This window comes from Streptomyces sp. NRRL WC-3626 (assembly GCF_000718785.1).
GTDB classification, from domain to species: Bacteria; Actinomycetota; Actinomycetes; order Streptomycetales; family Streptomycetaceae; genus Streptomyces; species Streptomyces edwardsiae.
This window is the reverse complement of the sequence record NZ_JOCA01000013.1, coordinates 63,006-87,967: the sequence shown is the minus strand read 5'-3', so window position 1 is coordinate 87,967 and position 24,962 is coordinate 63,006. Positions and strand designations below refer to the sequence as shown.

Genomic DNA, 24,962 nt, shown 5'->3' with positions numbered 1-24,962 from the left:
CTCTCACCTGGTGCGGTAGTTCAAAGGAAGAACACGACGGCTTCATGACTGATCCGTCCTCTTAAACGCCACCGGCGTGCGCAAATGGGTGGCATCCCCAGGGGCCCGGGAGCTGGATACGACTCCCGGGCTCCGCCACGTCCGGAGCCGTGTCGCGGCACGACCGCGGCATCGCCGCCGGATCGCCGCCGCACGCGCGCCGGTAACCCGTACAGCCCAGGGTGCGGGAAACCGTATTCCTTCGAAGTTAACCCGCATACCGTCCCTGAGCTGTGGTTTCTAGCGTGGTGGGCAGATCGCGGCGCCCTGTGCGCGGCGAGCGCTTCGTATCCCCTTCCCACCGGGAGACCCCGACATGGACCACCTCACCCTGGCCCTGCCCCAGGAACCCGCGGACGGAATCGCGGGGTGGGCGGCCGACCTCGTGGACGCCATGGGCGCACCCGGCGCCGGGCTCGCCGTCGCCCTGGAAAACCTCTTCCCGCCGCTGCCCAGCGAGATCATCCTGCCGCTGACCGGGTTCGCCGCCGGGCAGGGCGTCATCAGCCTCTTCTCCGCCCTGTTCTGGACCACGCTCGGCTCCGTGGCCGGCGCCACCGCCCTGTACGGGATCGGCGCGCTGTTCGGCCGCGAGCGCATGCACGCCCTCTGGGCGCGACTGCCGCTGGTCAAGGCGTCCGACCTGGTGCGGACGGAGGAATGGTTCGCCCGGCACGGGACGAAGGCCGTCCTCCTCGGCCGTATGGTGCCGATCTTCCGCAGTCTGATCTCCGTACCGGCCGGTCTCGAGCGCATGCCGCTGCCGGTCTTCCTCACCCTGACCGCCGCGGGCAGCCTGATGTGGAACTCCGTGCTCGTGCTGTCCGGCTACTGGCTGGGGGAGCGGTGGGACATGGTCGAGGGCTATGTGGGGGTGCTCAGCAAGGGCGTCCTGGTCGCGGTGGCCGCCGCGCTGGCCTGCTACGTCGTCGTACGGCTGCGTTCCCGCGGCGACGCCCGCCACCGCCGTACGTCATGAACGGCCTCCCGGCCGCCCAGGCGGAACGATCTTGCCCCGGCTGCGCCGCCCGGCTAGGGTCGGCGACCGTGCACGGGGAGCAGCCGGAGACGACCGCCCAGCCCCTCCCCACGCTGCCCCGGCGGGCCGCCGGCGTGCTCCTCGGCTGCCTCACCGCGCCGCTCGGACTGCTGTACTTCGCCGTCGTCGGCGCCCTCCTCGGACCGCTGCTGCTGTGGCCGCGCACCCGGCGCCGCGCCCTCGCCGTCCTGACCGCCGGCGCCCGCCGGCTCACGGAGGTCGAACGCCGGCGCCGGTCCGTCTTCTTCCACGACCGCTTCCCCGGCCCGCCCGAGCCCCCGTCCGGCCGGCGCGTGCTGCGCTACCTCGCCGCCCGTACGTACGCCGGACTGCTCACCGCGTTCGTGGTCGGGCTGCTCGCCTTCGGCGCGGTCCTCGCGGGACTGCTCGTCGCGAGCCTGGTGCGGGGCACCCTCCACTGGGAGGAACTGCCCGCGCAGATCGTGCTCGGCGGGGTGCTGCTCTTCCTCGACGTACAGGGGCTGTTCTCGCTGGAGGCGCTCGACGCGCGGCTGGCCCGCGCGTGCTTCGGCCCCTCGGAGCACGAGCTGATGCGGCGGCGCATCGCCGAACTAGCCAGCAGCCGGGCGGCGGTGCTCCAGGCCGTCGACGCCGAGCGCCGGCGCATCGAACGGGACCTGCACGACGGCGTGCAGCAGCGGCTGGTGGCGCTGGCCATGCTCCTCGGACGGGTCCGGCGCGGCGGCCGGACGCCCGAACAGGCGCGCAGCCTGCTGGAACAGGCCCACAAGGAGTCGCAGGACGTCCTGACCGAACTGCGTGAGGTGGCCTGGCGGGTGTATCCCGCGGCGCTGGACAACCTGGGCCTCGAGGAGGCGCTGGCCGGGGTGTCCGAGCGCAGCTCCCTCCCCGTACGGACCGACGTCGCGCTCACCGGGCCGCTGCCCCCCTCCGTGGAGACCGCCGCGTACTTCGTGGTGTCGGAGGCGGTGACCAACGCCGTCAAGCACGCGTCCGCCACGGAGATCCGGGTCAGCGTCCGGTCGTACGGGCCCGTCCTGGTTGTCCGCGTCGAGGACGACGGCGTCGGCGGCGCGCGGCCGGAGGGCGGCGGGCTGACCGGGCTGCTCGGCCGCGTCGGCGCCCTGGACGGCAGACTGCACGTCCACAGCCCCTCCGGGGGGCCCACCACGATCACCGCGGAGCTGCCGTGCGCGTAATGCTGGCCGAGGACTCGACCCTGCTGCGGGAGGGGCTGGTGCGGCTGCTCGTCGAGGAGGGACACGACGTCGTCGCCGCGGTGGGGGACGGCGCCGCCCTGCTGCGGGAGGTCGAGGCGCGGCCGCCGGACCTGGTCGTGGCCGACATCCGGATGCCGCCCACCCACACGGACGAGGGGCTGCGGGCCGCGCTGGAGATCCGTGAACGATGGCCCGGCGTAGGGGTGTTGGTTCTCTCCCAGCATATGGAACGCAACTACGCGGCCCAGCTGCTGACGTCGAACGCGGAACGGGTCGGCTATCTCCTCAAGGACCGGGTAGCCCAGGTGGAGGAGTTCCTCGACGCGCTGGAACGCATCCACGCGGGCGGCGCGGCCATCGACCCCGAGGTCGTACGGCAGTTGGTGATCCGTACGACGCACAGCGACCCGCTGGCCCGGCTGACCCCGCGCGAGCGCAGCGTGCTGGAGACGCTGGCGCAGGGGTACACCAACGCGGCGATCTCGGAGAAGCTGCACATCTCGCTGAGCACGGTGGAGAAGAACCTCAACGCGATCTTCGAGAAGTTCCGGCTGCCGCACACCACCGGCTACAACCGGCGGATCCTGGCGGTGCTGCGGTATCTGGAGTCCTGACGCGCGGGCGGCGGGGCGGTGGGGGCGTCCCGTCGGAGCCCCGCCCCCACCGCCCGGCCGGTGCGGGTCAGGGGGTGCCGGGGAGCGCCTCGGCCGGTGCTTGCGGCAGCGCCTCGGTCAGTGCTTCGCTCAGGCAGTCCACCGGGTTCTCCTCCTCCGTCACGCAGGTGACGAGGGGTTCCAGCACTGCCGTGATCATGGCGACGGGGATCTCCTGGAGGAAGTCGGCGCCCTCCAGGAGCCGGGGAGCCTGGTTCAGCAACCCGGGTGCCTGCTCGAGGAGTTGAGGGGCCTGATCCAGCAGGCTCATGACGCAGGCGCCGAGGTCTTCGGGGGCCCGTAGGCCGGGGCAGAACGCCGTCGTGCCCGCGCGTAGTCGCGGGTGCCGGGTCAGGACATGGTCGAGGGCCTCGCGGAAGGACTTCTCATGGGCCTCCACCATCTCCGGTGCGGGGACCGCCAGTTCCTCACCGGGGTAGATCCAGTGGCCGAGGTCGCTGCCCTTGAGCCCGTGGGCCCGCGCGGACTTCTCGATCGCCTTGGCGTTGGCCGCGAAGACGGCCCACCACTTCATGCCGTCGCCGTACCGCTCGTCGGCGATCTCCCACAAGGTGGTGCCGCGCACCACGGTGCGGGTCTCGTGGCTCGGCGCTTCCTCGGCGACGTGATGCGGCCGGTCCGTGCTCTCCGCGGCCGCTGCCGGACCCGTTCCCATGAACATCGAGCCGGCTGCCAGGCCGCTGACCATGGCCAGAGCCAGGCCCCGGCGGCGTATGTGCCCCATGTCCCACCTCCTGCGATTGCGTACGGTGATTGACCCTTACGCTAAGTCGCGGCATGTCGGGGGGCGCGGCCACTGGGCCGATCAGCTCATCGGGCGCACCGTGAGGATCTGTTCGGCCCGGCCGACGGGGCCGTCCACGTCATGGAGGACCGTGCTGGTGAGGCCCTGGCCCGTGGGGCCGAAGACGACCGTGGTGTCCAGGCCGGTCCAGGTGCCGCGCGGCCGGCGGTGGAGGTGGACGGTCAGGTCGACGTTGGGGAACATCCACTCCGTGGGCGGCTGCCGTACGGCGATGCCGTTCGCGGTGTCGACGAGGGCCAGGTACGAGGCGAGCGGGCCGGCGGTCTCACCGGCGACCAGGGCGAGCGGCGTCGAGATCCAGGCCGTCGTACGGCCGGGCCGCGGAGCGCCGACCGGGCGGACGTCCAGGTCGGCGATGTAGCCGCCGGGCCACAGGTCGTCCATCGGCCACGGGTCGAGCGACTCGGGGCGGGGGAGGCGGTCCCCGGCCCCGCCCGCGACCCCGGTGGTGTCCAGGGCGGCGAGGAGCCAGGCGCGGGCCCGTACGACCGGGCGGCCCGCGATCCGTACGACCGCTTCCACGAGCTCGATGGTGCGGCCGGGGCGGACCGTCTCGACCTGTATCTCGCACTCGTCGAGGGCGAGCCGGCCGAGGATGTCGTAGCTGATCCGGGAGAGGAGCAGGCCGCTCTCGTCCGGCGCGGCGGGCCGGTGGCGGTCGATGGCGTGCGCGATCAGGCCGCCCAGCGGGCTGAAGTGCTGCTCGTCCGGGTCCCAGGCGCCGCCCGCGTGAGGGGTCGGCTTGTAGCGGTGGTCGTCGATACGCTCGAAGTAGCTGCCCCGGGGGGTGGCGGTGGACATGGGGACGTCACTCCTTCGGCGTCGCGGCAATCACGTGCACACTACATTCAGGGCCGCGGCGTGGTGCCGGCACGGCGGCCGACCTTCGCCAGGTGCTCGGCGAAGACCTCGCGGGCGTCGGGGGTGAGGGTGCGCAGCGCCATCAGCGCGGTGACCGCCACGTCGCACAGCTCCGACCGGACGTCGTCCCAGGTGTGCGTGGTGCCCTTGCGCGGGTTCTGGCCGGTCACCCCGATCACGGCCTCGGCGACCTCGCCGACCTCCTCGGACAGCTTGAGGATCCGCAGCAGCAGGCCCTCCCGGCCGTCGACCGGACGGTTCGCGTCCAGCCACTCGTACAGGCCCTCGATGGAGTCCCACGGATCGGTGGACGGGTGCTCGTCGCTCATGACGTACGACCCTGGCACACGGCACTGACAGTCGCGGCGGCCCGTGTCGGTGCGGCAGCCGTTCCACCCACCGGTGTGTACCCGCGGTCCCGCGCGGGTCCACCCCCACCCGGTGTGGTGGAACGGCTGCCGCCTCCCCCCTGGAGATGGCCTGCGGAAGCCGCCCGCTCCAACTGTGAAGCTTTGGTGTGGAAGATTTGAGCATAGGCCTACTACCGGCCGCAATGGTGCGGACGTTCACATTCCGTTTGTGCAGGCTCGGATGGTGGTCCTGCTCAGCCCCGGCCGATGTACGGCATCGCGGTCGCCAGTACGGTCGCGAACTGCATGTTCGCCTCCAGCGGCAGCTCCGCCATGTGCCGGACGGTGCGGGCCACGTCCGCGACGTCCATCACCGGTTCCGGGGCGGTCTCCCCGTTCGCCTGGAGGGCGCCCGTGCCCATCCGCCGCGTCATGTCGGTCGCCGCGTTGCCGATGTCGATCTGGCCCACCGCGATCCGGTACGGGCGTCCGTCCAGGGAGAGCGACTTGGTGAGGCCGGTCAGCGCGTGCTTGGTCGCCGTGTAGGCGACCGAGAGGGGACGCGGGGTGTGCGCGGAGACCGAGCCGTTGTTGATGATCCGGCCGCCTTGAGGGTCCTGCTCCTTCATCAGCCGGTACGCCGCCTGCGCGCAGAGGAACGCCCCGTTGAGGTTGGTGTCCACCACGTGCCGCCAGGCCTCGTAGGGCAGTTCCTCCACCGGCACCCCGCCGGGGCCGAACGTCCCCGCGTTGTTGAACAGCAGGTCGACCCGCCCGAAGCGGCCGACGGTGGCGGCGAACAGCGCGTCGACGTCGCGGGGTCGTGACACGTCCGTCGGCACGACGAGCGCCTCACCGCGGGGCGCGCCCGCGTTCACCCCGCCGGCCTCCCGCGCGGCCGTCCCTTCCGCCTCCCACGCGGCCGGCGCCGCCGTCTCCTCCAGCGTCTCCGCGCGCCGCCCCGCCAGCGCCACCGACCAGCCCGCGCGCAGCAGTTCCCGCGTCACCGCGCGTCCTACACCGGAGCCCGCCCCGGTGATCACCGCGATCCTCGTCCGTCCGTCCGTTCGCTCGGCATTCATGGGCCCGCAGCGTACGGGAGGGGACGGCACCCGGATCTCATGTGGGCGTCGCTTCGATGCTGTGTACGCGTCAATGGTTGGTCGTTCCCGGGCACTGCAATTCCTCCCGTGTCCATACGTCAGGGGAGGATCGGATGACTTCCGAGTTCCGTCAGTCAGAGCACGCCCCCGAACTGCGCGCGGCCGCCCGGCACATCGGGCGCCGCCGCTTCGTGACCGTCACCGGTGCCGCCGCCGCGCTCGCCTTCGCCGTCGACCTGCCCGGCACGGGCACCGCGGCCGCCGCCGAACTCGACGCCGCGCGGATCGCCGACGACCCCTTCACCCTCGGCGTCGCCTCCGGCGACCCGCACGCCGACTCCGTCCTGCTGTGGACGCGCCTGGCCCCCGTCCCGTACCAGGCCGACAGCGGGCTGCCCGCGAAACGCGTCACCGTCGCATGGGAACTCGCCCTCGACGAACGGTTCCGCCGGATCGTCAAACGGGGCAAGGCCACCGCCCACCCCGAGTTCCACCACACCGTGCACGTCGAGGTCCCCCACCTCGCGCCCGGCCACGTCTACTACTACCGGTTCCGCGCCGGCCGCTTCGTCAGCCCCGTCGGCCGTACCCGTACCGCGCCCGCCGACCGCGACAGGGCCGCCGCACTCACCTTCGGTGTCGTCTCCTGCCAGCGCTACGACCAGGGCTACTACACCGCGTACCGGCACCTCGCCGACGAGGACCTGGACGTCGTCTTCCACCTCGGCGACTACCTCTACGAGTACGCCGTCAACGACGTCGCGGGCTCCCGCGCCTACCCCGCCGGCACCCTGCCCGACCTGTTCAAGCGGGAGACGGTGACGCTCGAGGACTACCGCCTGCGGTACGCCCTCTACAAGTCCGACCCCGACCTGCTGGCCGCGCACGCCGCGCACCCCTTCGTCGTCACCTGGGACGACCACGAGACCGAGAACAACTACTCCGACGACACCCCGGAGAACAGCGTCCCGCCGGAGGAGTTCCTGCTGCGCCGGGCCGCCGCCTACCGTGCCTACTGGGAGAACATGCCGCTGCGCCGGCCCCAGCTCCCCGACGGCCCCGACCTCAGGCTTTACCGCCGCCTGCACTGGGGCCGGCTCGCCCAGTTCGACGTGCTCGACACCCGCCAGTACCGCTCCGACCAGGCCTACGGCGACGGCTGGCAGTACCCCGGCCCGCAGTCCGAGGACCCGTCGCGCACCCTCACCGGCGACGCCCAGGAACGCTGGCTGATCAACGGCTGGCACCGGTCGGACGCCGTGTGGAACGTCGTACCCCAGCAGGTCACCTTCTCGCAGCGGCACGACACGACCACCCCGCCGTCCAAGGTCTCCATGGACTCCTGGGACGGCTACCCGGCCTCCCGCGAGCGGGTACTGGCCGGCGCGCAGGCCGCCGGTGTCGACAACCTGATGATCCTCACCGGCGACGTGCACGTGCACTACGGCTTCGACGTCAAGCGCGACTTCTCCGACCCGGACTCCCGGACCGTGGGCACGGAGATCGTCACGTCCTCCATCACCAGCGGCGGCAACGGCTCCGCCAAGCCCGCCAACTGGAACACCCTCACGGCCGCCAACCCGCACATGCGGTTCTACAACGGGCTGCGCGGCTACGCGACGGTGTCGCTCGGCCGTGAGCTGGCGCGCACCGACTTCAAGACGGTGTCCCACGTGACCACGCAGGGCGCGCCGCTCACGACCGCCGCCTCCTTCGTCACGGAGGCGGGGGAGCCGGGGCTCAAGCCGGCGTGACCTCCGGGGCGACCTCCGGGGTGCCGGGGGTGTCCGCCCGCTCGCCCGGGTAGCGGACGCCGACGCGGTCCCGGATCGCGTCGAGCGTCCGCATCACGGCGAGGGTGCCGTCGAGGGGGACCAGCGGGGACTCCGTCTCACCGGCGCGCAGGGCCCGCATCACCTCGGCGGCCTCGTGCTTGAGGCTGGCGCGGGGGCCGTGCGCGGGGTCGGCCGTGAACTCCTCGGGGTCGCGGCCGGTCCGGTGCAGGACGAAGCGGTCGGGGAAGAAGAAGCCGTCCGGGACGTCGATACGGCCCCGCGAGCCGGTGATCGAGGCGGCGGTCGCCGTACCGCCCACGATGGAGCAGTGCACCGAAGCGAGAGCACCGCTCTCCCAGGAGAGCACCGCACCCGTCTGGAGATCGACGCTCTCCTCCGAGAGCACTGCTCGCGCCGCGATGTCCGACGGCTCCCCGAGCAGCAGCTGTGTGAACGACACCGGATACACGCCCAGGTCCAGCAGCGCGCCCCCGCCCAGCGCCGGGTCCCGCAGCCGGTGCGACGCCGGGAACGGACCCTCCAGCCCGAAGTCCGCCCGCACATGCCGCACCTCGCCGATCGCGCCGTCGTCGACCAGCGCCTTCAGCCGCCGCACCATGGGGTGGCAGTACATCCACATGGCCTCCATCAGGAAGCGCCCATTGCCCCGCGCCAGCGCGACCAGCTCCGCCGCCTCCCGCGCGTTCAGCGTGAAGGGCTTCTCGCACAGCACGTGCCGCCCGCCCTCCAGCATCAGCCCGGCCGCCGCCCGGTGCGCCGAGTGCGGGGTGGCGACGTAGACGACGTCGATCCCGTCGTCGTACGCCAGCGACTCCCAGTCGCCGTACGCGCGCGGTATCCCGAACCGTTCGGCGAACGCCTTCGCCGGCTCCGCGGACCGCGACGCCACCGCGACGACCTCCGCGTCCGGCATGTCCACCAGATCCGCGGTGAACGTCGCGGCGATCCCGCCGGTCGCCAGGACGCCCCAGCGCACCTTCTGCTCCGTCATGCGTGTCCCACCTGCTCGTGTCGTTCGTCACATCGTGAAGGGATGTCGTTGGAAGCGCTCCCATGACATCGCCGTTGACGCCGAGCACTCCGTACGAGCTGAGAGCATAGGGAGCCGATGGCGTGAAAAGGGAGGGGTCACATGCCCGAGGGTGGGGCGTCCATATCGAACTCCGTATCGAATACGGCGGCGAACCCGACGGACGGCAGGGCGGCACGGGGTCCGGCCGCGCTCGATCTGAAGGCGGCCGAGGCGGCGATCCGCGCGACGTCGGCCCGCCGCACGAGCCTGCTGGTCACACTCGTCCTCGGCGGACTGACCGCCACGCCACCCCTGGCGATGGACATGTACCTCCCCGCGCTCCCGGAGGTCACCCAGGCGCTGCACGCGCCCGCCGCCACCGTCCAGCTCACCCTCACCGCCTGCATGGCCGGTATGGCTCTCGGACAGCTGGTGGTCGGCCCGATGAGCGACCGCTGGGGCCGCCGGCGCCCGCTCCTCGCCGGCCTCGCGGTCTACATCGTCGCCACCGCGCTGTGCGCGATCGCCCCCACCGTCGAACTCCTCATCGCCTTCCGGCTGTTGCAGGGTCTCGCGGGCGCGGCCGGGATCGTCATCGCGCGGGCGGTCGCCCGTGACCTGTACGACGGCGTGGCCATGGCCCGCTTCTTCTCCACCCTCATGCTGATCTCCGGCGTCGCGCCGATCATCGCTCCGCTCATCGGCGGGCAGATCCTGCGGATCACGGACTGGCGGGGCGTGTTCGTCGTCCTCACCGGCGTCGGGCTGCTGCTGACGGCCGTCGTCTGGGCGAAGCTCCCGGAGACCCTGGCGCCCGCCGACCGGCACGGCGGGGGCGTCGGCGAGACGCTCACCTCGATGCGCCGGCTGCTCGCCGACCGCGCCTTCACCGGGTACACGCTCACCGGAGGCTTCGCCTTCGCGGCCCTCTTCGCCTACGTCGCCGCCTCCCCGTTCGTCGTCCAGGAGATCTACGGCGCCTCGCCGCAGACGTTCAGCCTGCTGTTCGGGCTCAACTCCATCGGCCTCGTGATCATGGGACAGATCAACGGCAAGGTGCTGGTCGGGAGGGTCCGGCTGGACAAGGTGCTCGGACTCGGGCTCACCGTCGTGGTCGCCGCGGCGGTCGCGCTGCTGCTGATGTCGCTCGGCGTCTTCGGCGAGGTCGGGCTCGTCCCCATGGCGGCCGCGCTGTTCGTGCTGATGTCCGCGATGGGCATCACCCTGCCCAACACCCAGACCCTCGCCCTGATGCGCACCCGGCACGCCGCCGGTTCCGCGTCCGCCCTGCTCGGTACGACGTCCTTCCTCATCGGCGCGATCGCCTCCCCGCTGGTCGGGATCGCCGGCGAGGACACCGCCGTCCCGATGGCCGTCGTCCAACTGGCCGCCGCCCTGGTGGCACTCGTCTGCTTCCTGGGCATGTGCCGACCGTGGAACGGACGGACGGGCCTGAAGGGCGGGGGCATCTGAGCGCCCCGCGACTGCGCGACGGCACCCCGGAACGGGCGGGGCTCGACGCGGGCGAACTCCGGCTCCTGGTACGGGAGATCCACGCCCGGGTGAGCGGCGAGCGGCCATGGGCGGCGGGGGCCGTCGTGGTCGTCGGGCGCGGGCCCGTCGTCGCCGTGGAGGAGGCGGCAGGGTGGGCGGTGCGGTACGCCCGGTACGACGAGAAGGCGGACGCGCCGGTCGAACTGCCGGCGCGTGAACGGGTCCCGATGACCGTGGACACGCCGTTCGACCTGGCGTCGCTGACGAAGCTGTTCACCTCGGTGGCGGCGGTGCAGCAGATCGAGCGGCGCACGCTGGGGATCGACGCGCGCGTGGGGGCGTATCTGCCGGAGTTCACGGGGGTGGTGCGGCACGGGGTCACCGTGCGGCAACTGCTCACCCATACATCCGGGCTGCGGCCCGAACTCCCGCTGTACGACTGCGCGGACGACGCGGAGCGGCTCGCGCTGCTGCGGGCGGAGCGGCCGGTGGGGGCGCCGGGTGCCTACTGCTACTCCGACCTCAACATGCTGCTGCTCCAGCACGTCCTGGAGCGCGTCACCGGGCGGGGGCTCGATGTGCTGGTGCGGGACGGGATCACCCGGCCGCTGGGGATGACGGCGACGTCCTTCGGGCCGTGCGCGGCGGCGGCGGCGACCGAGGACCAGCGGCGGCCGTGGGGGAAGGCGGAGCGGGGGATGCTGCGGGGGGTCGTGCACGACGAGAACGCGTGGGCGCTGGGGGGTGTGGCGGGGCACGCGGGGCTGTTCTCGACGGGGCGGGATCTGGCGGTGTTCTGCCGGACGTTACTGGCGGGCGGGGCGTACGGGCCCGCGCGGATTCTGGGGCCGGACTTCGTGGATCTGCTCTTCACCCCGCCGGGGCTGGGGTTCGCGCTGGACCAGCCGTGGTTCATGGGCGGGCTGGCGGAGGGCGGTGCGGGCCACACGGGCTTCACGGGAACGTCGCTGGTGCTGAACCGGCGGTCGGACACGTACGTGGTCCTCCTGGCGAACACGGTCCACCCCCGCCGCCCGCCCCGCCCGGACAGCACACCTCGGGCGTCCGCGGGGACCCGGGTGGCCCGGTCGGTCCGGGGCAAGTAAAACGCCCCCCGCTCCCGCGGTCGACGGCGCCGCACCCCACTGCTCCCGCGGTGGACCGCGCCGCACCCCTCCGCCCTCCGCGGGCAGTCGTGCCGCTGGGGCGGCACGGGTGGGCGCGACGGCACCCCGCGAGCGCCGGGCTGCGCAACCCGCCCCCGCCGAGCCCCCAGCACCGGGCGACTGCCCAATCCCGCCGCACGGGTGGGCGCGACGGCACCCCGCAGGCGCCGGGCCGCGCAACCCACCCCCGCCCAGCCCCCAGCCCCCAGCACCGGGCCACCGCCCAACCCCACCGCACGGTGAGACGGCACCGGGGCCTCGTAGAATTGCCGGGTGAATGGTGTTGCTTCGCTGCACAGCGCGCTCGCTGGATTGCTCGACGGGATTCCGGCCCGGCAGGTCGGGTCGGCCGTGGAGCGGCTGATCGCCAACTACCGGGGGACCACCCCCACCGAGGCGCCGATCCTCCGCGACCGCGCCGATGTCGCCGCCTACGCCGCCTACCGGATGCCCGCCACCTTCGAGGCCGTACGCTCCGCGCTCGAGGCGTTCGCGGATGCCGTGCCCGGCTGGGCGCCCCGTGATCACACCGATGTCGGCGGGGGAACCGGCGCCGCCGCCTGGGCGGTCGGTGACGTGTGGGGCGGGGAGCGCCCCGTGACCGTGCTGGACTGGGCCGAGCCCGCGCTCGCCCTCGGCCGGGAGCTCGCCGCCGCCAACCCCGCGCTGCGCGACACCCGCTGGCAGCGCTCTCGTATCGGAGCGGCGCTCACCATCGAGAGCACTGATCTCGTCACCGTCTCCTACGTCCTCAACGAGCTCACCGCCCCCGACCGCACCGCCCTCGTCGACGCCGCCGCCGGCGCCGCGCAGTCCGTCGTGATCGTCGAACCCGGCACCCCCGACGGCTACACCCGCCTCATCGAGGCACGCGACCGCCTGATCTCCGCCGGCTTCCACATCGCCGCCCCCTGCCCGCACAGCGACGCCTGCCCCATCGCGCCCGGCACGGACTGGTGCCACTTCTCCGCACGGGTCAGCCGTTCCTCACTGCACCGGCAGATCAAGGGCGGCTCCCTCGCCTACGAGGACGAGAAGTTCGCCTACGTCGCCGCCACCCGCCTGCCCGTCGCCCCGGCCCCCGCCCGCGTCGTCCGCAGACCGCAGATCCGCAAGGGCCAGGTCCTCCTCGACCTGTGCGAGAAGGACTCGGCCCTGCACCGCGCCACGGTCACCAAACGCCACGGCGACCTCTACCGCGCGGCCCGCGACACCGACTGGGGCGACCCCTGGCCGCCGCCCTCCGCCGAAGGCTGATCCGCCTCCCGCCGCTCCCGCAGCGTGCGCAGCAGCTCCCGCTTCCGCGCCCGCGCGTCGGGGCCGCCCCCGACGCGCGGCCCTCCGCGGCCGCCGCCGCGCAGGGCCTCGCGCCCCATGTGCTGCCGGGCGCCGCCGACCCCCAGCATGTTTCCGGCTCCACCTCGGGTCATGGTCATCATCCCTTCGTCCCGAGCTCTCAATACGAGACGTTCCGTCTCGCCTCCGACCTCCACCACTCTCCGGCGAGACGCACCGTCTTGTCAACTGCTAAATTCGACCCATGTCCACGAACCAGTCAGCAGCCCCGGACGTCACCCGCCGCAGCGAGCGCTCCCGACGGGCCATCTACGAAGCCGCCCTCGCCCTCGTCGTCGAGGTCGGTTACCCGAGGACCACCATCGAGGGCATCGCCTCCCGCGCCGGCGTCGGCAAGCAGACGATCTACCGCTGGTGGCCGTCGAAGGCGGACGTCCTCCTCGAGGCGTTCCTCGACATGGGCGAGCAGGCCGCGCAGGCCGCCGGCCAGGTCCCGTACACCATCCCGGACACCGGCGACCTCGCCGCCGACCTCAGGCTCGTCCTGCGTGCCACGGTCGACGAACTGCGCGACCCCGCCTTCGAGGCCCCGTCCCGCGCCCTGGCCGCCGAGGGCGTCGTCAACGAGGAGCTCGGCCGCAGGTTCGTCGCCCGGCTCCTGGAACCCCAGCTCCAGCTCTACGTCGACCGTCTGCGCGCCGCCCAGGACACCGGCGACATCCGCCCCGAGGTCGACCCCCGTATCGCCCTGGAACTCTTCGTCTCCCCCCTCGCCCAGCGCTGGCTCCAGTACACGGGCCCGATCACCTACGACTACACCGACACCCTCGTCGACTACGCCCTCAACGGCCTCGCACCCCGCTGACCCGCCCCGGCGCGTCCGTGATGACGCCGTTGCAGCCCAGGGCCAGGGCCCGGTCGCGCTGGGCCGGGGTGACGATCGTGTGGGCCCAGACGCGCGGGATGCCGGAGCGGACCGCGCGGCGCAGATCGGCGTCCCGGGCCCTGATGTCCACGTCGAGCAGGTCGACGTAGGGGCGCCAGCGCTCCGGGCGGTCGGTGCGGAGCTGGCGGGCCGAGCGCCAGAGCTGGGTCAGCAGGCCCAGGGCGTGGACGCGGCGGGCCACCTCCGGGTCGTTGGTGTTCACGAACACCGAGCGGGTCAGGCCCCGCCCGCGGATCAGCGCCGCCAGCCGGCCGAGCCCGCGCGGGTCCTTCGCCTCCAGCATCAGCACGGTCCGCCCGCCGAACCGGTCCAGCACCTCCGCCACCGTCGGCGGCCGCTCCGCACGCCAGCTCCCCGGCAGCGCGTCGCGCGGCCGCAGCCGTACGCCCCGCCACTCCCCGGCGTTCAGACCGCTCACCGCGCCGCCCAGGAACGTGGTGCGGTTCAGCGTCGCGTCGTGGAAGACGACCGGCGTGCCGTCCCGCAGCACCCGTGTGTCGAAGTCCAGCACCTGCGCCGTACCGCGCCGGTACGCCGCCGCCAGCCCCGACATGCTGTTCTCCGGGACCTCCCGCGCCCCGCCGCGATGGGCGACGTACGGGACACGGGGCAGCGCGTCCACCGTCAGCGGCCCGGAACCCCACTCCAGCGGGCGGGCGGCGCCGTGGCCGGTGAGGGACAGTGAGATCACGGAGGCCACGACCGCGAGGCCCGTCGACGCGATTCTTGTGACCATATGATCACGGTAGGTGCGCATATGCGGGCAAAGTGTGCAATGACACCCCATCCGTCTCGCGACGCGCACGAACGTGGGACGATAGGGCATGTTGAGGCGTACGACGGCGAGGCGAGGGGATAGATGAGCGCGGAGTTCGGCGGCCGAAGCGGCCGGCAGGGCAGGCTCTCCCAGTGGCTGCGCGGACGCCGCCCGAAACCGCCCGCCGACGAGGGCGGCCGTGAGGCCCTGCTGCTCGCCGCCGCCGACGCGGGACTGCCGCTCGCGCCCGCCGCCCACCCCGCCGCCCGGTACGGCTGTTCCTGTGACCGCGTGGGCTGTCCGACCCCCGCCCGGCACCCGGTGTCGTTCGCCTGGCAGACGCAGTCCACCACCGACCACGGCCAGATCGAGCGCTGGGCCCGCCACCAGCCGCAGGCCAACTTCATCACCGCCACCGGCATGGTGCACGACGTCCTCGACGTCCCCCTCGACGCCGGCCGCCAGGCACTCACCCGCCTGCTCGCCACCGGCATCGAGGTCGGCCCGGTCGCCGAGAGCGACGACGACCGCATGCTGTTCTTCACCCTCACCCGCGGCACCCCCGAGGACGAGGACGAGTGGTGGCCCTGCGAGCTGGACTGCCACCCGGAGACCATGGACGAGCACCCCGGCCTGCGCTGGCACTGCCGCGGCTCCTACGTCCTGGTACCGCCCGCCCGCCTCCCCGGCGACGACGGCCGCTCGGTGCGCTGGGTGCGCGGACCGGAGCATCCGCTCCCGGACCCGCTGAGCCTGCTGGAGCTCCTCACCGACTCCTGCGCCCGCTACGCCGAAGAGCGCCCCGACCACGCGAGCGCGGCCTGGCCCTCACGGCACTGACGCCCGCGCCGGCCTACTCGCCCTGTGCCGACGTCAGCCCCTGGATCCGCCCCAGGATCTCCACCGGGCCGTCGGCCGGGTCCAGCGCCACCTCGTTGGAGACGAACTCCATCGTCAGCGACTGCCGTATCTCCCCGTCCGTCAGCGCCAGCACGTCCTTGTTCGGCGCCGGCACCGACGCCCCCGCCGCCGCCGTCTGCTTCTCGAAGTGGCGCGTCGTGAAGAACACCAGCGCCCCGCCGTCCTTCGTACGCAGCGCCAGCGGCGCGTAGTCGCCGTTCGTCAGCGGCTCGTCGATGTACTGCGTGGCCAGCCCCGGCCGCGACGACTTCTTCTCCCGCTGCGCCCGCCACCCGCTGGTGTGCGGACCCTGCGCGAACGCGGTCCCGCCGTCCTTCAGATAGGCGGCGAAGTCCTTGCTCAACTCGCCCGGCGCGACGGCCGGTTCGGTCGAGTTCGCGGGCACGGCCTCGGCCCACCCGTCCGCGTCCGTCTTGAACTCCGGTACGTCGCCCGGGGCGACGAGCGTCAGATACGCCGCCTCCCACGTCTCGTCGACACCGTCGCGCGTGAACACCAGCAGCCAGCGCGAGCCGGCGCCCTTGCTGCCGGCCGCGTCGGCGAGGAACCAGCGCGGCCAGCCGGCCTTCTTTGGGATGGTGAACTTCGCGTCCGTCAGCTTCAGCGGCGTGTGCCGGGTGTTGCCCTCCGGGCTGTTGACCCGCCCCGCCTCCAGCCGCGCCCCGTCGATGTCGGCGAGGGCACCGGTGGTGTGATCGGCGTCCAGGGAACCGTCGTACGCCTTGTCGGCGGCGTTGTACGCGGCCGTGAACTCCTCCAGCGCCTTCGCCGCCTCGGCGCGGGTCGTGGCCGGGAGCACCTCGCGCTCACCGTGCACCACCACACAGCCGCTCGCCGTCACCGACAGAGCGGCCATGAGCACGCCCACGTCAGTCCTGCGGCGCCTGCGGAGCCCTCGAAGGCCGTGATCCCTGCTCATCCGGTTCCTTCACCTTCCCCTTCCCGGAGGCGAACCCTACCGGGGCGAGGAACAGCGCGAGTGCCGGGACCAGGTACAGCAGCCACACCGTGACCTGGAGGACGGTCGGATCGGGCTGGAAGTTGAACACGCCCTTCAGCAGCGTGCCGTACCAACTGTCCGGCGGGATCGCGCCGCTGACGTCGAAGGCCAGATCCGTCAGCCCCGGCAGCCAGTCGGCCTCCTGGAGATCGTGGAAGCCGTACGCCAGCACCCCCGCCGCCACGACGACCAGCATGCCGCCGGTCCAGGTGAAGAACCTGGCCAGGTTGATCCTGAGCGCGCCCCGGTAGAACAGCCAGCCGAGCAGCACCGCCGTGGCCAGCCCCAGCGCCACCCCGATCAGCGGGCGCGGACTGCCGTCACCGGCCGCGTGCACCGACGCCCACACGAACAGGGCCGTCTCCAGCCCCTCCCGGCCCACCGCGAGGAACGCGGTCACGACCAGCGCGCCCGTGCCCATCGCGAGCGCCGCGTCCAGCTTGCCGTGCAGCTCCGCCTTCAGGTGCCGGGCGGTGCGCCGCATCCAGAACACCATCCACGTCACCAGGCACACCGCGAGCAGCGACAGTGAACCGCCGAGCGCCTCCTGCGCCTCGAACGTCAGCTCCTGCGAACCGAATTCGAGCGCGCAGCCGAAGCCCAGCGCCAGGACGACCGCGACCCCGACGCCCGTCCACACCGGCTTCAGCGCGTCCCGCCGCCCGGTCTTCACCAGGTAGGCGATCAGGATGCAGACGACGAGACTGGCCTCCAGGCCCTCCCGCAGACCGATCAGATAGTTGGAGAACACGCCTTACGCCTCCTCGGAGAACAGCGCCCGGCCCCACCAGTCGTCCTGGTCGCGGACGCCCGGCGGGACGGCGAAGACGGCCGAACCCACATGCTGGATGTATTCGTTGAGCGCGTCCTTCGCCAGGTTCCGCTGGACGCGGATGAACCCGGTGCGCGGATCGCGCTGATAGGCGAGGAAGAACAGGCCCGCGTCCAGCCGGCCGAGTCCGTCGGTGCCGTCGGTGAAGGAGTAGCCCCGGCGCAGAAGGGTCGCCCCCGCGTTGGCGTCGGGGTGCGCCAGCCGGACGTGCGCGTCGGGCTTCATCGCCTTCAGGAACGGCTCGTCCCGCTCCTTCGCCCTGCCGACCGGCGCTCCCTCGCCCTTGTCCCGGCCGAAGATGTCCTCCTGCTCCCGCAGCGGGGTCCGGTCCCAGGTCTCGATGTGCATCCGGATGCGCCGGGCGACGAGATAGGACCCGCCCGCCATCCACCGCGGCCCGTCCTTCTCCCCGACCCAGACGAACTTCTCCAGCCGGTCCTTCTCGGTCCCCGAGATGTTGCGGGTGCCGTCCTTGAAACCGAAGAGATTGCGGGGCGTCTGCGCGTCGGGTGTCGTGGACGACGTCTTGCCGAAGCCGAGCTGCGACCAGCGCACCACGACCCGGCCGAACCCGATCCGGGCGAGATTGCGGATCGCGTGCACCGCGACCTGCGGATCGTCCGCGCACGCCTGCACACACAGATCCCCGCCGCTGCGGTCGCGGTCCAGATTGTCCCCGGCGAACCTCGGCAGCTCCACCAGCGCCTCGGGACGCCGCCCCGCCAGGTCCAGCTTTCCGAACAGGGACGGCCCGAAGCCGATCGTCAGCGTCAGCCGGGACGGTTTCAGGCCCAGCGCCTCACCGGTGTCGTCCGGCGGGGCCTCGTCCGGACCGCCGTACGCGCCCTCCCCGACCGCCCGCCCCGCCGTCATACGGCGTGCGGCCCTGGTCCACTCCTTCAACAGCTCCTCGAACTCGGCGCGGTCGTCGGTCGTCACGTCGAACGCGGCGAAGTGCAGCCGGTCCTGCACGGGCGTCGCGATGCCCGCCTGATGCGCCCCGTGGAACTCCACGGCCGCGCCCGTGTCCGCGTCGGGTCCGTCATCGCTCCGGGCCACCGCCACGGCCCCGCCGGCCGCGGCGGCACCGAGCGCGAGCCCGGCACCGCCCCAGCCGAGCAGCGAACGCCGCGACGGCGTGGGTGTGTTGCCGCTGTCCGTCATCGCCGGGCTCCTACTTGACCACGGCCGCGGCGAGCCGCGACAGCGGCTCCGCGAGCGCGTTGACCGCGTCCGACAGTTCCTTGCGATCGGCCTTGCCGACCTTGTCGTACGAGGTGAAGTCGTACGACGTCGCGTCGGGCCGGTACTGGTCGAGCAGCGTGTTCAGCGCCGTGAACCGCTTGTCGAGGTCCTTCACCAGCGCCGGGTCGTTCTGCCCGGCGACCGGCTTCAGCAGCGCGTACGACTTCTCGGCGCCCTCGACGTTGGCCTTGAAGTCGACCAGGTCCGTGTGCGAGTAGCGCTCCTCCTCGCCGGTGACCTTGCCGGTGGCGACCTCGTCGAGGAGTTCCTTGGCACCGTTGGCCATGGAGGTCGGGGTGATCTCGGCCGAGCCGACCCGCTTGCGCCAGTCCTCCAGGTCGGTGATCAGCCGGCCGGCGAGTTCCTTCTCCCGCCCGCCGATCTTCCCGTCCTGCCAGAGGGCCTTCTCCAGGCGGTGCCAGCCCGTCCAGTCGGTGGCCGGGTCCTGGCCGTCCTCCAGACCGTCCTCGCGGACGTCGACCTTCGGGTCGATGTCGCCGAACGACTCGGCGACCGGCTCGGTGCGCTCCCAGCCGATACGGGAGGGCGCGTACGCCTTCTTGGCGGCCTCGACGTCCCCGGCCTCGACGGCCTTCGCGAACGCCTTTGCCTTCGGCAGCGTCTCGTCGGCCTGTGCCTGTACGTACGCGCGGTAGGCGGCCACGGCCCCGTCCAGCTTCGGGTCGCGCGCGACGGTCTTTCCGCCGGTGGCCTTGACGTCCTGGCGTATGCCCTTGCCGTGCATGCCCGGCTTGCAGGCGATCCGGTAGTCGCCGGCCTTCACCTCGGCGGTGACGCGCTGCTTGGTGCCGGGGCCGATGTTCTCCCGCTCGGTGACCACTCGGTCGTCGGGGAAGAGGAGGTAGACCTCGGTGACCTTGGAGCCCTTGTTCTCGATGGCGAGCTCGACGTGCCCGGCCGGGAACTCCTTCTTCGACACCTCGCACCTGTCGTCCGTGGCCGTCACGTCGACGACCCGGTCGCCGTCCGAGCCGCCGCCCTTCTCCGTGCAGCCGGTGACGGCGGCGAGGGCCGCCACGGTGGCGACGGCGGTGGCGAGGGAGAGTCTGGCGGGTCGCATGAGGACTCCAGGATGGCCGGAATGATGCGTGATCGGCCTCACTCCAGGTAGGTGAGGCTGGCCTAACTTACCGCTGGATTTCCTGTGGGAAACCTGTGCATCCGGTGATTCAGCTCTCATGGACGGTGTATGAGCACGGCCCGATCACGATGGCTAAAAACAAACGCCATGGTCAGGTCAAGAAGGTGTCAGGGCGGGTCAAGCGGAGGTCAATCGAAGGGTGCTGCTTCGCGCTCCGGAAGCACCAGGACAGCCCCCGTCCGCGGGTGCGGGAACACCTCGACGGGCTGCTCGTACACCTCCGACAGCAGGGCCCGCGAGAAGACCTCCTGCGGCGGCCCGTCGGCCGCGACCCGGCCGGCGCGCAGGACCGCCACCCGGTGCGCGTAGGCGGCCGCGAGCCCCAGGTCGTGCAGGACGACGACCACCGCGTCACCGGCGTGCGCCCGCGCCCGGCACAGCCGCAGCACGAGTTCCTGATGGCGCAGGTCGAGGGCGGCCGTCGGCTCGTCCAGCAGGAGCAGGGAAGTGCTCTGGGCCAGCACCCGGGCGAGCGCGACCCGGGCCCGCTCCCCGCCGCTCAGCGCGGAGAAGGGTCGGGCGGCGAAGCGGGTGACCTCGGTGGCGGCCATCGCCCCGGCCACGGCCGCCTCGTCGTCCTCGGGCCGGGCGGCGGCCCAGGGCGCCCTGCCCATACGGACCACCTCCTCCACCGTGAACGGGAAGGACAGCGACGCCGACTGGGGCAGGACGGCCCGGCGCAGGGCGAGTTCGGGCGCGGACCAGGCGGACGCGGGGCGCCCGTGGATCCGTACGGCCCCGGCGGTGGGCGGCAGATCGGCGGCCAGCGCGCTCAACAGGGTGGACTTACCCGCCCCGTTGGGTCCGACGAGCGCCAGCACCTCACCGGCACGGACCCGTACGTCGACACCGGCGAGCACCTCGCGGGCACCGAGCCGTACGGTGAGCTCCTCGGCCTCGGCGAGCACGTCGCCGAGCTCGGGGGCGGCCGGGGGAACAGGACGGTTGCGCAGCCGCAGCACACGCGGGGTCGTACGCGGGCTTGTACGAGGGTTCACGCCCAGCCTCCCTGCCTGCGCCGGGTGCGGCGCAGCAGCCAGAAGAAGAACGGGCTGCCGAGCAGCGCCGTGAGGACACCGAGGGGAAGTTCGGCGGGCTCGGCGACCGTACGCGCGGTCAGGTCCGCCGCCAGCAGCACCAGCGCCCCGAGCAGCGCGCTGCCCGGCAGCAGGAACCGGTGCCCGGGACCGGCGGCCATCCGCAGCAGATGCGGTACGACCAGCCCGACGAACCCGATGATCCCCGACACGCTCACGGCCGCCGCCGTCAGCAGCGCGATCACCAGCACCAGCACGATCCGCAGCCGCTCCACGTCCACGCCCAGATGCCGCGCCGGCCGCTCACCGAGCGACAGCAGGTCGAGCCGGCGGGCGTACAGCGGCGCCACGGCCAGCCCGAGCACCGCGCACGGCAGTACGGCCAGCACCTTCGGCCAGGTGGCCTGGGCGAGTGAGCCCAGTTGCCAGAAGGTGATCTGGTTGACGGCGGCGGCGTCCGCGAAGAACAGGAACAGCCCGATGAGGGCGCCCGCGAACGCGTTCACGGCGATCCCGGTGAGGATCAGCGTCACCACTTCCGTACGGCCGCCCGAGCGGGACATCGCGTACACCAGCAGGACGGTGACGAGACCGGCGGCGAACGCCAGCACGGACACGGTCCAGTTGCCCAGGAAGTCCAGCCCGAGCGCGATCGAGGCCACCGCCCCGACCGCCGCGCCGGACGAGACGCCGATGACGCCGGGTTCGGCGAGCGGATTGCCGAACACGCCCTGCATCAGCGCGCCCGCGCACCCCAGCGAGGCCCCGACCAGCAGCGCGAGCACGATCCGCGGAAACCGCACGTTCCACAGCACCGACTCGGCGACCCGGTCCAGCTCGGCGCCCCCGACCCCGATCCGGTGCTGCACGGAGGCGAGCACGTCCCCCACGGGCACGGGATAGGCCCCGACACCGGCGGCCACGGGGACGAGGACGAGGAGCGCGACGACGAGCGAGGCGGTCAACAGCCAAGCCGTGGTGCGCCGTTGCCCGGTGGCGGGAGGCGCAGACTCCCGCACGTCCTTCTCCATCACGGTCACGCGCCACCGCCGTACGCGGCCGTGTTCCTCGCGGCCGGCGGTGCTCCCGCCGGTCGAATGAGCGAGCGTCGCACGGTCCCGTCCGTTCCTTCCGTCCGTGATGATTGCCGAGGTGATTACCGAGGTGAAGCTTAGGTTAGCCTTACCTATATTCGCTACCGGTACTGATCCCTCGCCCGTGCAACCCACCTCCGCGTCCCGGCGTCCAACTTCACGACGGACGACCGCAGATCACCCGGGAGAGCGCGTGGCGAAGAAGGACGAGACGTCGGACGCGGCGCAGGAGAAGGACCGAGAGAAGTGGATGGCGCGTTTCCAGGTGCGCCTGGCCATGCAGCCGGGCGTGGACCGGGCGGTCGTGCTCCAGGCGGTCAAGGAGGTCACCGCGCACTGCGCGGAGACGGGAGAACACCCGCGGACCGCCTTCGGCGCCCCGGACGCCTACGCCGTGCAGGCCGCCGAGCGGCTGGTGCCGGCGGACCGGGCGGCGCGTGCGAGGCGACGCGACGCCGTGGGGGACAGGATCACCTCCGTGCTCAAGAGGGTCGGGGACGTCGCCGGTCCGTGACCGGCCGAGGCGGCGCCCGGTGCCGATCGTCACCGCTGGTCGCGCGGTGCTTGAATGCCCCCGTGACTGATTACGACGTGGTGCGCGTCTTCTGCGGGCCCCGTGGCGGGTACGGCAACGAACTGGGTGTCGTGCGCAACGGTGCCGTGATGCCCGAGCGGGAGGAGCGGCAGGAGTTCGCCGCGAAGCTGGGGTTCAGCGAGACCGTGTTCGTCGACGACCCCGAGCGCGGGGTGATCGACATCTACACGCCCACCCTGCGCCTGCCCTTCGCCGGGCACCCCTGTGTCGGCACGGCCTGGCTGCTCGACGTACCCGAACTGGTCGTGCCGGCCGGCGTGGTGGGCGCCCGGCAGGACGGGGAGTTCTGCTGGATCGAGGCGCGGGCGGAGTGGGTCCCGCCGCGCACCCTGCGCCAGTACGCGAGCCCCGCCGAGGTCGACGCGCTGCCCGTGCCGCCGAAGGGGGAATGGATCTACGCCTGGGCCTGGCTGGACGAGGCGGCCGGCCGCATCCGCGCCCGCGCCTTCCCCGGCCGCGACGACGGCATCGACGAGGACGAGGCGACCGGCGCCGCGGCCCTCCTCCTCACCGACCACCTGGGCCGAGCCCTGAACATCACCCAGGGCACGGGCTCCCAGCTCCTCACGGCCCCCCAGCCGGAGGGCTGGACGGAGGTCGGCGGCCGGGTCTACCTGGAGCGCTGACCGTTCCACTGCGCGAGGGGGACGCCTCCCCCCAAAGAGGACGACCAGGTCGGCGGGATCTTTGCTGCCCAGGCCGAAACGTGATCTCGAGAGGGCCGCACGCGAGCTCCCGATATACGGAACGGTGCACCTCACCTTTTGGACAGTGCACGCTGAGCTCACCACTACTGTCGGCCAACTCCTCCCCCCACTCTGCGATTTGACTTGTGCGCTCCGCTACACAGTTTGATCACAGCTGCTTCAGATGTGACCGGCGGGGTGGGAGTTCAGTATGCGTGTGCGGTGGCTCAGCGCTGCCTTGGTGTCGGTACTGGTCGCTGGTTCCGGGCTGACCGGCTCGGTTGCTCCAGCGGCCGCGGCGGCGGCGTGCCCGTCGGGGGTGGAGTCGGATTTCAATGGCGACGGCGTTAGGGACACGGCGATCGCCGACCCGGAGGCGACAGCGGGCGGCCATGAGCGGGCCGGGGAGGTCCACATCGGCTACGGCGGTGACAAGGGTGTCCTGAGTCTCAGTCAGGAGTCACCCGGTGCTCCCGGTGCCGCCGAGCGGGGGGACCAGTTCGGTTCCGCGTTGGCGGTCTACGACGCGAACCTTGACGGGTGCAGTGACCTGGTGGTCGGTATTCCGTATGAGGATCTGTCGGTGACTGCGACGTCGGGTGAAGCGGTGAACTACCGCGACGCCGGACTGGTGCAGATCTACTACGGCGCTCCCGCCGGCCTGGGAACCGGCCCTGCCGTGAAGCAGATCAGCCAGGGCGAGGGCAATCACCTGAGCGGGGCTGTCGAGCACGAGGACTGGATCGGCTACTCGCTTGCGGCGGGCAAATCTTTAAGCGGGGTCCCGTTCCTGGCCGTAGGCGCTCCTGGCGAGGATATCGGCACGATCGTGGACGCCGGCGCGGTCTACTACATGTCGGGTACCGCCTTGACGGAGGTGGCGGTGCACCAGGACACCGAGACGGCTGGGGCAGTGCCAGGAGTAGCGGAGCAGGACGACCGCTTCGGATTGTCGCTCGCGGCGACACCGACACATCTTGCGGTGGGGGTCCCGGGGGAGGCACTGGGCGCGGTGACCTTCGCAGGCGCTGTGACGGTGTTCAGCCACACGCTGGTGTCCAACTCACCCAAACCGATTGCCGGTCTGGCGCAGGACCAAGAAGCGATTGGTGGCGAGGGCGAAACGGCCGACCGTTTCGGTACTGCCCTGGCGATGGTTCCCTATCGACCGTCCGGTGCCACCAGCACTACGGAATCTCTGTTGGCAGTAGGGGTGCCGGGTGAGGACCTGCTGACCACCGTCGATGCCGGGGCGGTGCACTTCTTCCGGCTTACTTCGACTACGGCGACGCAGACGGCGTGGGTCGACCAGAACGCCGACGGCATGGAGGGGGAAGCCGAGGTCGGCGACTTCTTCGGCCAGCAGCTCGCAGCTGTCAACTCCTCTCCGAACACGACGAGTACAGCGACCACTACGCGGGTGGCGATCGGCGCTCCAGGAGAGGAGTGGCAGCAAGAGGATCTGGAGAAGGGCGGGGTGCAGATCACCCCGTTCGTCGGTCCACCCGGGGCGGATGACCACTGGGTCGACCCCGGGTACGGCGTGGGTGATGTCGCGGGTCCGCACATGTACACCGGATTGAGCCTGGGATCCACAGCGAGCCTGCTCTATGTCGGAGTGCCTTATGGCGAGCCGGGTGCTCGCGCGGTCCACGGATTTTCGTGGCATGTTGCCAACGGTGGTGCTCCTGAGGTCAGTTACAAGCCCGGCACTGGTGGCATCCCTGCTGGCGGCAAGGCGTTCGGCGCGGTGGTGAAGTGATGGCGAACCAGCGCGTACCCATTGAACCCTTCGAAGCCGCCCAGCAGTCCAGAGAGAGTGAAATGATGCCCAGGCATGCAGGCCGTGC

25 protein-coding genes are annotated in these 24,962 nt (G+C 72.1%); 12 read left to right on the top strand and 13 right to left on the bottom strand.

The genetic code is table 11. From position 1 onward, the window contains the following. The first annotated feature begins 355 nt into the window (after positions 1–355). The 3 genes from IF28_RS0120750 (at position 356) to IF28_RS0120740 (ending at position 2,894) form a co-directional block, all read left to right on the top strand. Positions 356–1,018: a DedA family protein gene (locus IF28_RS0120750; protein WP_030222496.1), complete on the top strand. Its 663-nt coding sequence runs from the start codon at positions 356–358 to the stop codon at positions 1,016–1,018. A 68-nt stretch (positions 1,019–1,086) separates the two neighbouring features. Further along, the gene (locus IF28_RS0120745; protein ID WP_051713809.1) at positions 1,087–2,259 is read left to right on the top strand and encodes a sensor histidine kinase; all 1,173 of its coding nucleotides are present in this window, start codon (positions 1,087–1,089) and stop codon (positions 2,257–2,259) included. Further along, positions 2,259–2,894: a response regulator transcription factor gene (locus IF28_RS0120740; RefSeq protein WP_037893660.1), complete on the top strand. Its 636-nt coding sequence runs from the start codon at positions 2,259–2,261 to the stop codon at positions 2,892–2,894. Before IF28_RS0120745 ends, IF28_RS0120740 begins: the two co-directional genes overlap by 1 nt. Positions 2,895–2,961: 67 nt before the next feature. On the opposite strand, the gene IF28_RS37125 is transcribed toward IF28_RS0120740, so the two are convergent. The 4 genes from IF28_RS37125 to IF28_RS0120720 form a co-directional block, all read right to left on the bottom strand. Continuing rightward, the gene (locus IF28_RS37125; RefSeq protein ID WP_030222487.1) at positions 2,962–3,678 is read right to left on the bottom strand and encodes a LysM peptidoglycan-binding domain-containing protein; all 717 of its coding nucleotides are present in this window, start codon (positions 3,676–3,678) and stop codon (positions 2,962–2,964) included. 81 nt (positions 3,679–3,759) lie between these two features. Continuing rightward, entirely contained in the window at positions 3,760–4,560 is an 801-nt protein-coding gene (locus IF28_RS0120730) for a thioesterase family protein (RefSeq protein ID WP_030222485.1), read from the bottom strand. Between the two features lie 47 nt (positions 4,561–4,607). Beyond that, positions 4,608–4,949, bottom strand: a complete 342-nt coding sequence (locus IF28_RS0120725; RefSeq protein ID WP_030222482.1) for a MazG-like family protein — start codon at positions 4,947–4,949, stop codon at positions 4,608–4,610. A 275-nt stretch (positions 4,950–5,224) separates the two neighbouring features. After that, complete coding sequence (locus IF28_RS0120720) at positions 5,225–6,052, bottom strand: SDR family oxidoreductase (protein ID WP_030222478.1); 828 nt, start codon at positions 6,050–6,052, stop codon at positions 5,225–5,227. A 134-nt stretch (positions 6,053–6,186) separates the two neighbouring features. On the opposite strand from IF28_RS0120720, the gene IF28_RS0120715 reads away from it, so the two are divergent. Then, a complete protein-coding gene (locus tag IF28_RS0120715) occupies positions 6,187–7,827 on the top strand; it encodes an alkaline phosphatase D family protein (protein WP_030222474.1) in 1,641 nt (546 codons plus the stop codon). On the opposite strand, the gene IF28_RS0120710 is transcribed toward IF28_RS0120715, so the two are convergent. Next, positions 7,814–8,860, bottom strand: coding sequence for a Gfo/Idh/MocA family protein (locus IF28_RS0120710; protein ID WP_030222471.1), 1,047 nt, complete (start codon positions 8,858–8,860; stop codon positions 7,814–7,816). The two genes, IF28_RS0120715 and IF28_RS0120710, sit on opposite strands and share 14 nt — an antisense overlap. A 141-nt stretch (positions 8,861–9,001) precedes the next feature. On the opposite strand from IF28_RS0120710, the gene IF28_RS0120705 reads away from it, so the two are divergent. The 3 genes from IF28_RS0120705 (at position 9,002) to IF28_RS0120695 (ending at position 12,798) form a co-directional block, all read left to right on the top strand. Beyond that, positions 9,002–10,354 carry a multidrug effflux MFS transporter gene (locus IF28_RS0120705; RefSeq protein ID WP_030222468.1) on the top strand — a complete coding sequence of 451 codons (1,353 nt, stop codon included), beginning with the start codon at positions 9,002–9,004 and terminating at the stop codon, positions 10,352–10,354. Next, entirely contained in the window at positions 10,306–11,481 is a 1,176-nt protein-coding gene (locus IF28_RS0120700; RefSeq protein ID WP_030222465.1) for a serine hydrolase domain-containing protein, read from the top strand. Before IF28_RS0120705 ends, IF28_RS0120700 begins: the two co-directional genes overlap by 49 nt. Positions 11,482–11,814: 333 nt before the next feature. Beyond that, a complete protein-coding gene (locus IF28_RS0120695) occupies positions 11,815–12,798 on the top strand; it encodes a small ribosomal subunit Rsm22 family protein (protein ID WP_030222462.1) in 984 nt (327 codons plus the stop codon). Here the strand turns inward: IF28_RS0120695 and IF28_RS36460 are convergent. Then, positions 12,735–12,971 (bottom strand): DUF6243 family protein, encoded by a 237-nt coding sequence (locus IF28_RS36460; protein WP_037893676.1) that lies wholly within the window; start codon positions 12,969–12,971, stop codon positions 12,735–12,737. The two genes, IF28_RS0120695 and IF28_RS36460, sit on opposite strands and share 64 nt — an antisense overlap. A 110-nt stretch (positions 12,972–13,081) precedes the next feature. Between IF28_RS36460 and IF28_RS0120685 the strand changes: the two genes are divergently transcribed. Then, complete coding sequence (locus tag IF28_RS0120685; RefSeq protein WP_030222459.1) at positions 13,082–13,702, top strand: TetR/AcrR family transcriptional regulator; 621 nt, start codon at positions 13,082–13,084, stop codon at positions 13,700–13,702. Here the strand turns inward: IF28_RS0120685 and IF28_RS0120680 are convergent. Next, on the bottom strand, positions 13,680–14,519 hold the full coding sequence (locus IF28_RS0120680) for a glycerophosphodiester phosphodiesterase (RefSeq protein ID WP_030222456.1): 840 nt from the start codon (positions 14,517–14,519) through the stop codon (positions 13,680–13,682). The genes IF28_RS0120685 and IF28_RS0120680 overlap by 23 nt on opposite strands. Positions 14,520–14,642: 123 nt before the next feature. On the opposite strand from IF28_RS0120680, the gene IF28_RS0120675 reads away from it, so the two are divergent. Next, the gene (locus IF28_RS0120675) at positions 14,643–15,380 is read left to right on the top strand and encodes a bifunctional DNA primase/polymerase (protein ID WP_030222453.1); all 738 of its coding nucleotides are present in this window, start codon (positions 14,643–14,645) and stop codon (positions 15,378–15,380) included. A gap of 13 nt (positions 15,381–15,393) precedes the next feature. Here IF28_RS0120675 and IF28_RS0120670 read toward each other — a convergent pair whose 3' ends face one another. From IF28_RS0120670 to IF28_RS0120645, 6 genes are all read right to left on the bottom strand, one after another. After that, positions 15,394–16,380, bottom strand: a complete 987-nt coding sequence (locus IF28_RS0120670) for a hypothetical protein (RefSeq protein ID WP_030222450.1) — start codon at positions 16,378–16,380, stop codon at positions 15,394–15,396. After that, positions 16,331–17,212, bottom strand: coding sequence for an iron uptake transporter permease EfeU (gene efeU / locus IF28_RS0120665; RefSeq protein WP_030222448.1), 882 nt, complete (start codon positions 17,210–17,212; stop codon positions 16,331–16,333). Before efeU ends, IF28_RS0120670 begins: the two co-directional genes overlap by 50 nt. A 3-nt stretch (positions 17,213–17,215) precedes the next feature. Beyond that, positions 17,216–18,457 (bottom strand): iron uptake transporter deferrochelatase/peroxidase subunit, encoded by a 1,242-nt coding sequence (gene efeB / locus IF28_RS0120660; RefSeq protein WP_030222444.1) that lies wholly within the window; start codon positions 18,455–18,457, stop codon positions 17,216–17,218. A gap of 10 nt (positions 18,458–18,467) precedes the next feature. Then, the gene (gene efeO, locus IF28_RS0120655; RefSeq protein ID WP_030222442.1) at positions 18,468–19,619 is read right to left on the bottom strand and encodes an iron uptake system protein EfeO; all 1,152 of its coding nucleotides are present in this window, start codon (positions 19,617–19,619) and stop codon (positions 18,468–18,470) included. A gap of 209 nt (positions 19,620–19,828) precedes the next feature. Next, complete coding sequence (locus IF28_RS0120650; RefSeq protein WP_051713808.1) at positions 19,829–20,698, bottom strand: heme ABC transporter ATP-binding protein; 870 nt, start codon at positions 20,696–20,698, stop codon at positions 19,829–19,831. Further along, positions 20,695–21,768, bottom strand: coding sequence for a FecCD family ABC transporter permease (locus tag IF28_RS0120645; RefSeq protein ID WP_420713789.1), 1,074 nt, complete (start codon positions 21,766–21,768; stop codon positions 20,695–20,697). Before IF28_RS0120645 ends, IF28_RS0120650 begins: the two co-directional genes overlap by 4 nt. Positions 21,769–22,024: 256 nt before the next feature. Between IF28_RS0120645 and IF28_RS0120640 the strand changes: the two genes are divergently transcribed. The 3 genes from IF28_RS0120640 to IF28_RS0120630 all read left to right on the top strand — a co-directional run bounded on the left by IF28_RS0120640 (position 22,025) and on the right by IF28_RS0120630 (position 24,874). Then, a complete protein-coding gene (locus IF28_RS0120640) occupies positions 22,025–22,345 on the top strand; it encodes a hypothetical protein (protein WP_030222435.1) in 321 nt (106 codons plus the stop codon). Positions 22,346–22,407: 62 nt separating this feature from the next. Further along, positions 22,408–23,052, top strand: a complete 645-nt coding sequence (locus tag IF28_RS0120635) for a PhzF family phenazine biosynthesis protein (RefSeq protein ID WP_030222433.1) — start codon at positions 22,408–22,410, stop codon at positions 23,050–23,052. A 277-nt stretch (positions 23,053–23,329) separates the two neighbouring features. Further along, a complete protein-coding gene (locus tag IF28_RS0120630) occupies positions 23,330–24,874 on the top strand; it encodes a VCBS repeat-containing protein (protein ID WP_234325279.1) in 1,545 nt (514 codons plus the stop codon). The last annotated feature ends 88 nt before the right edge of the window (positions 24,875–24,962 follow it).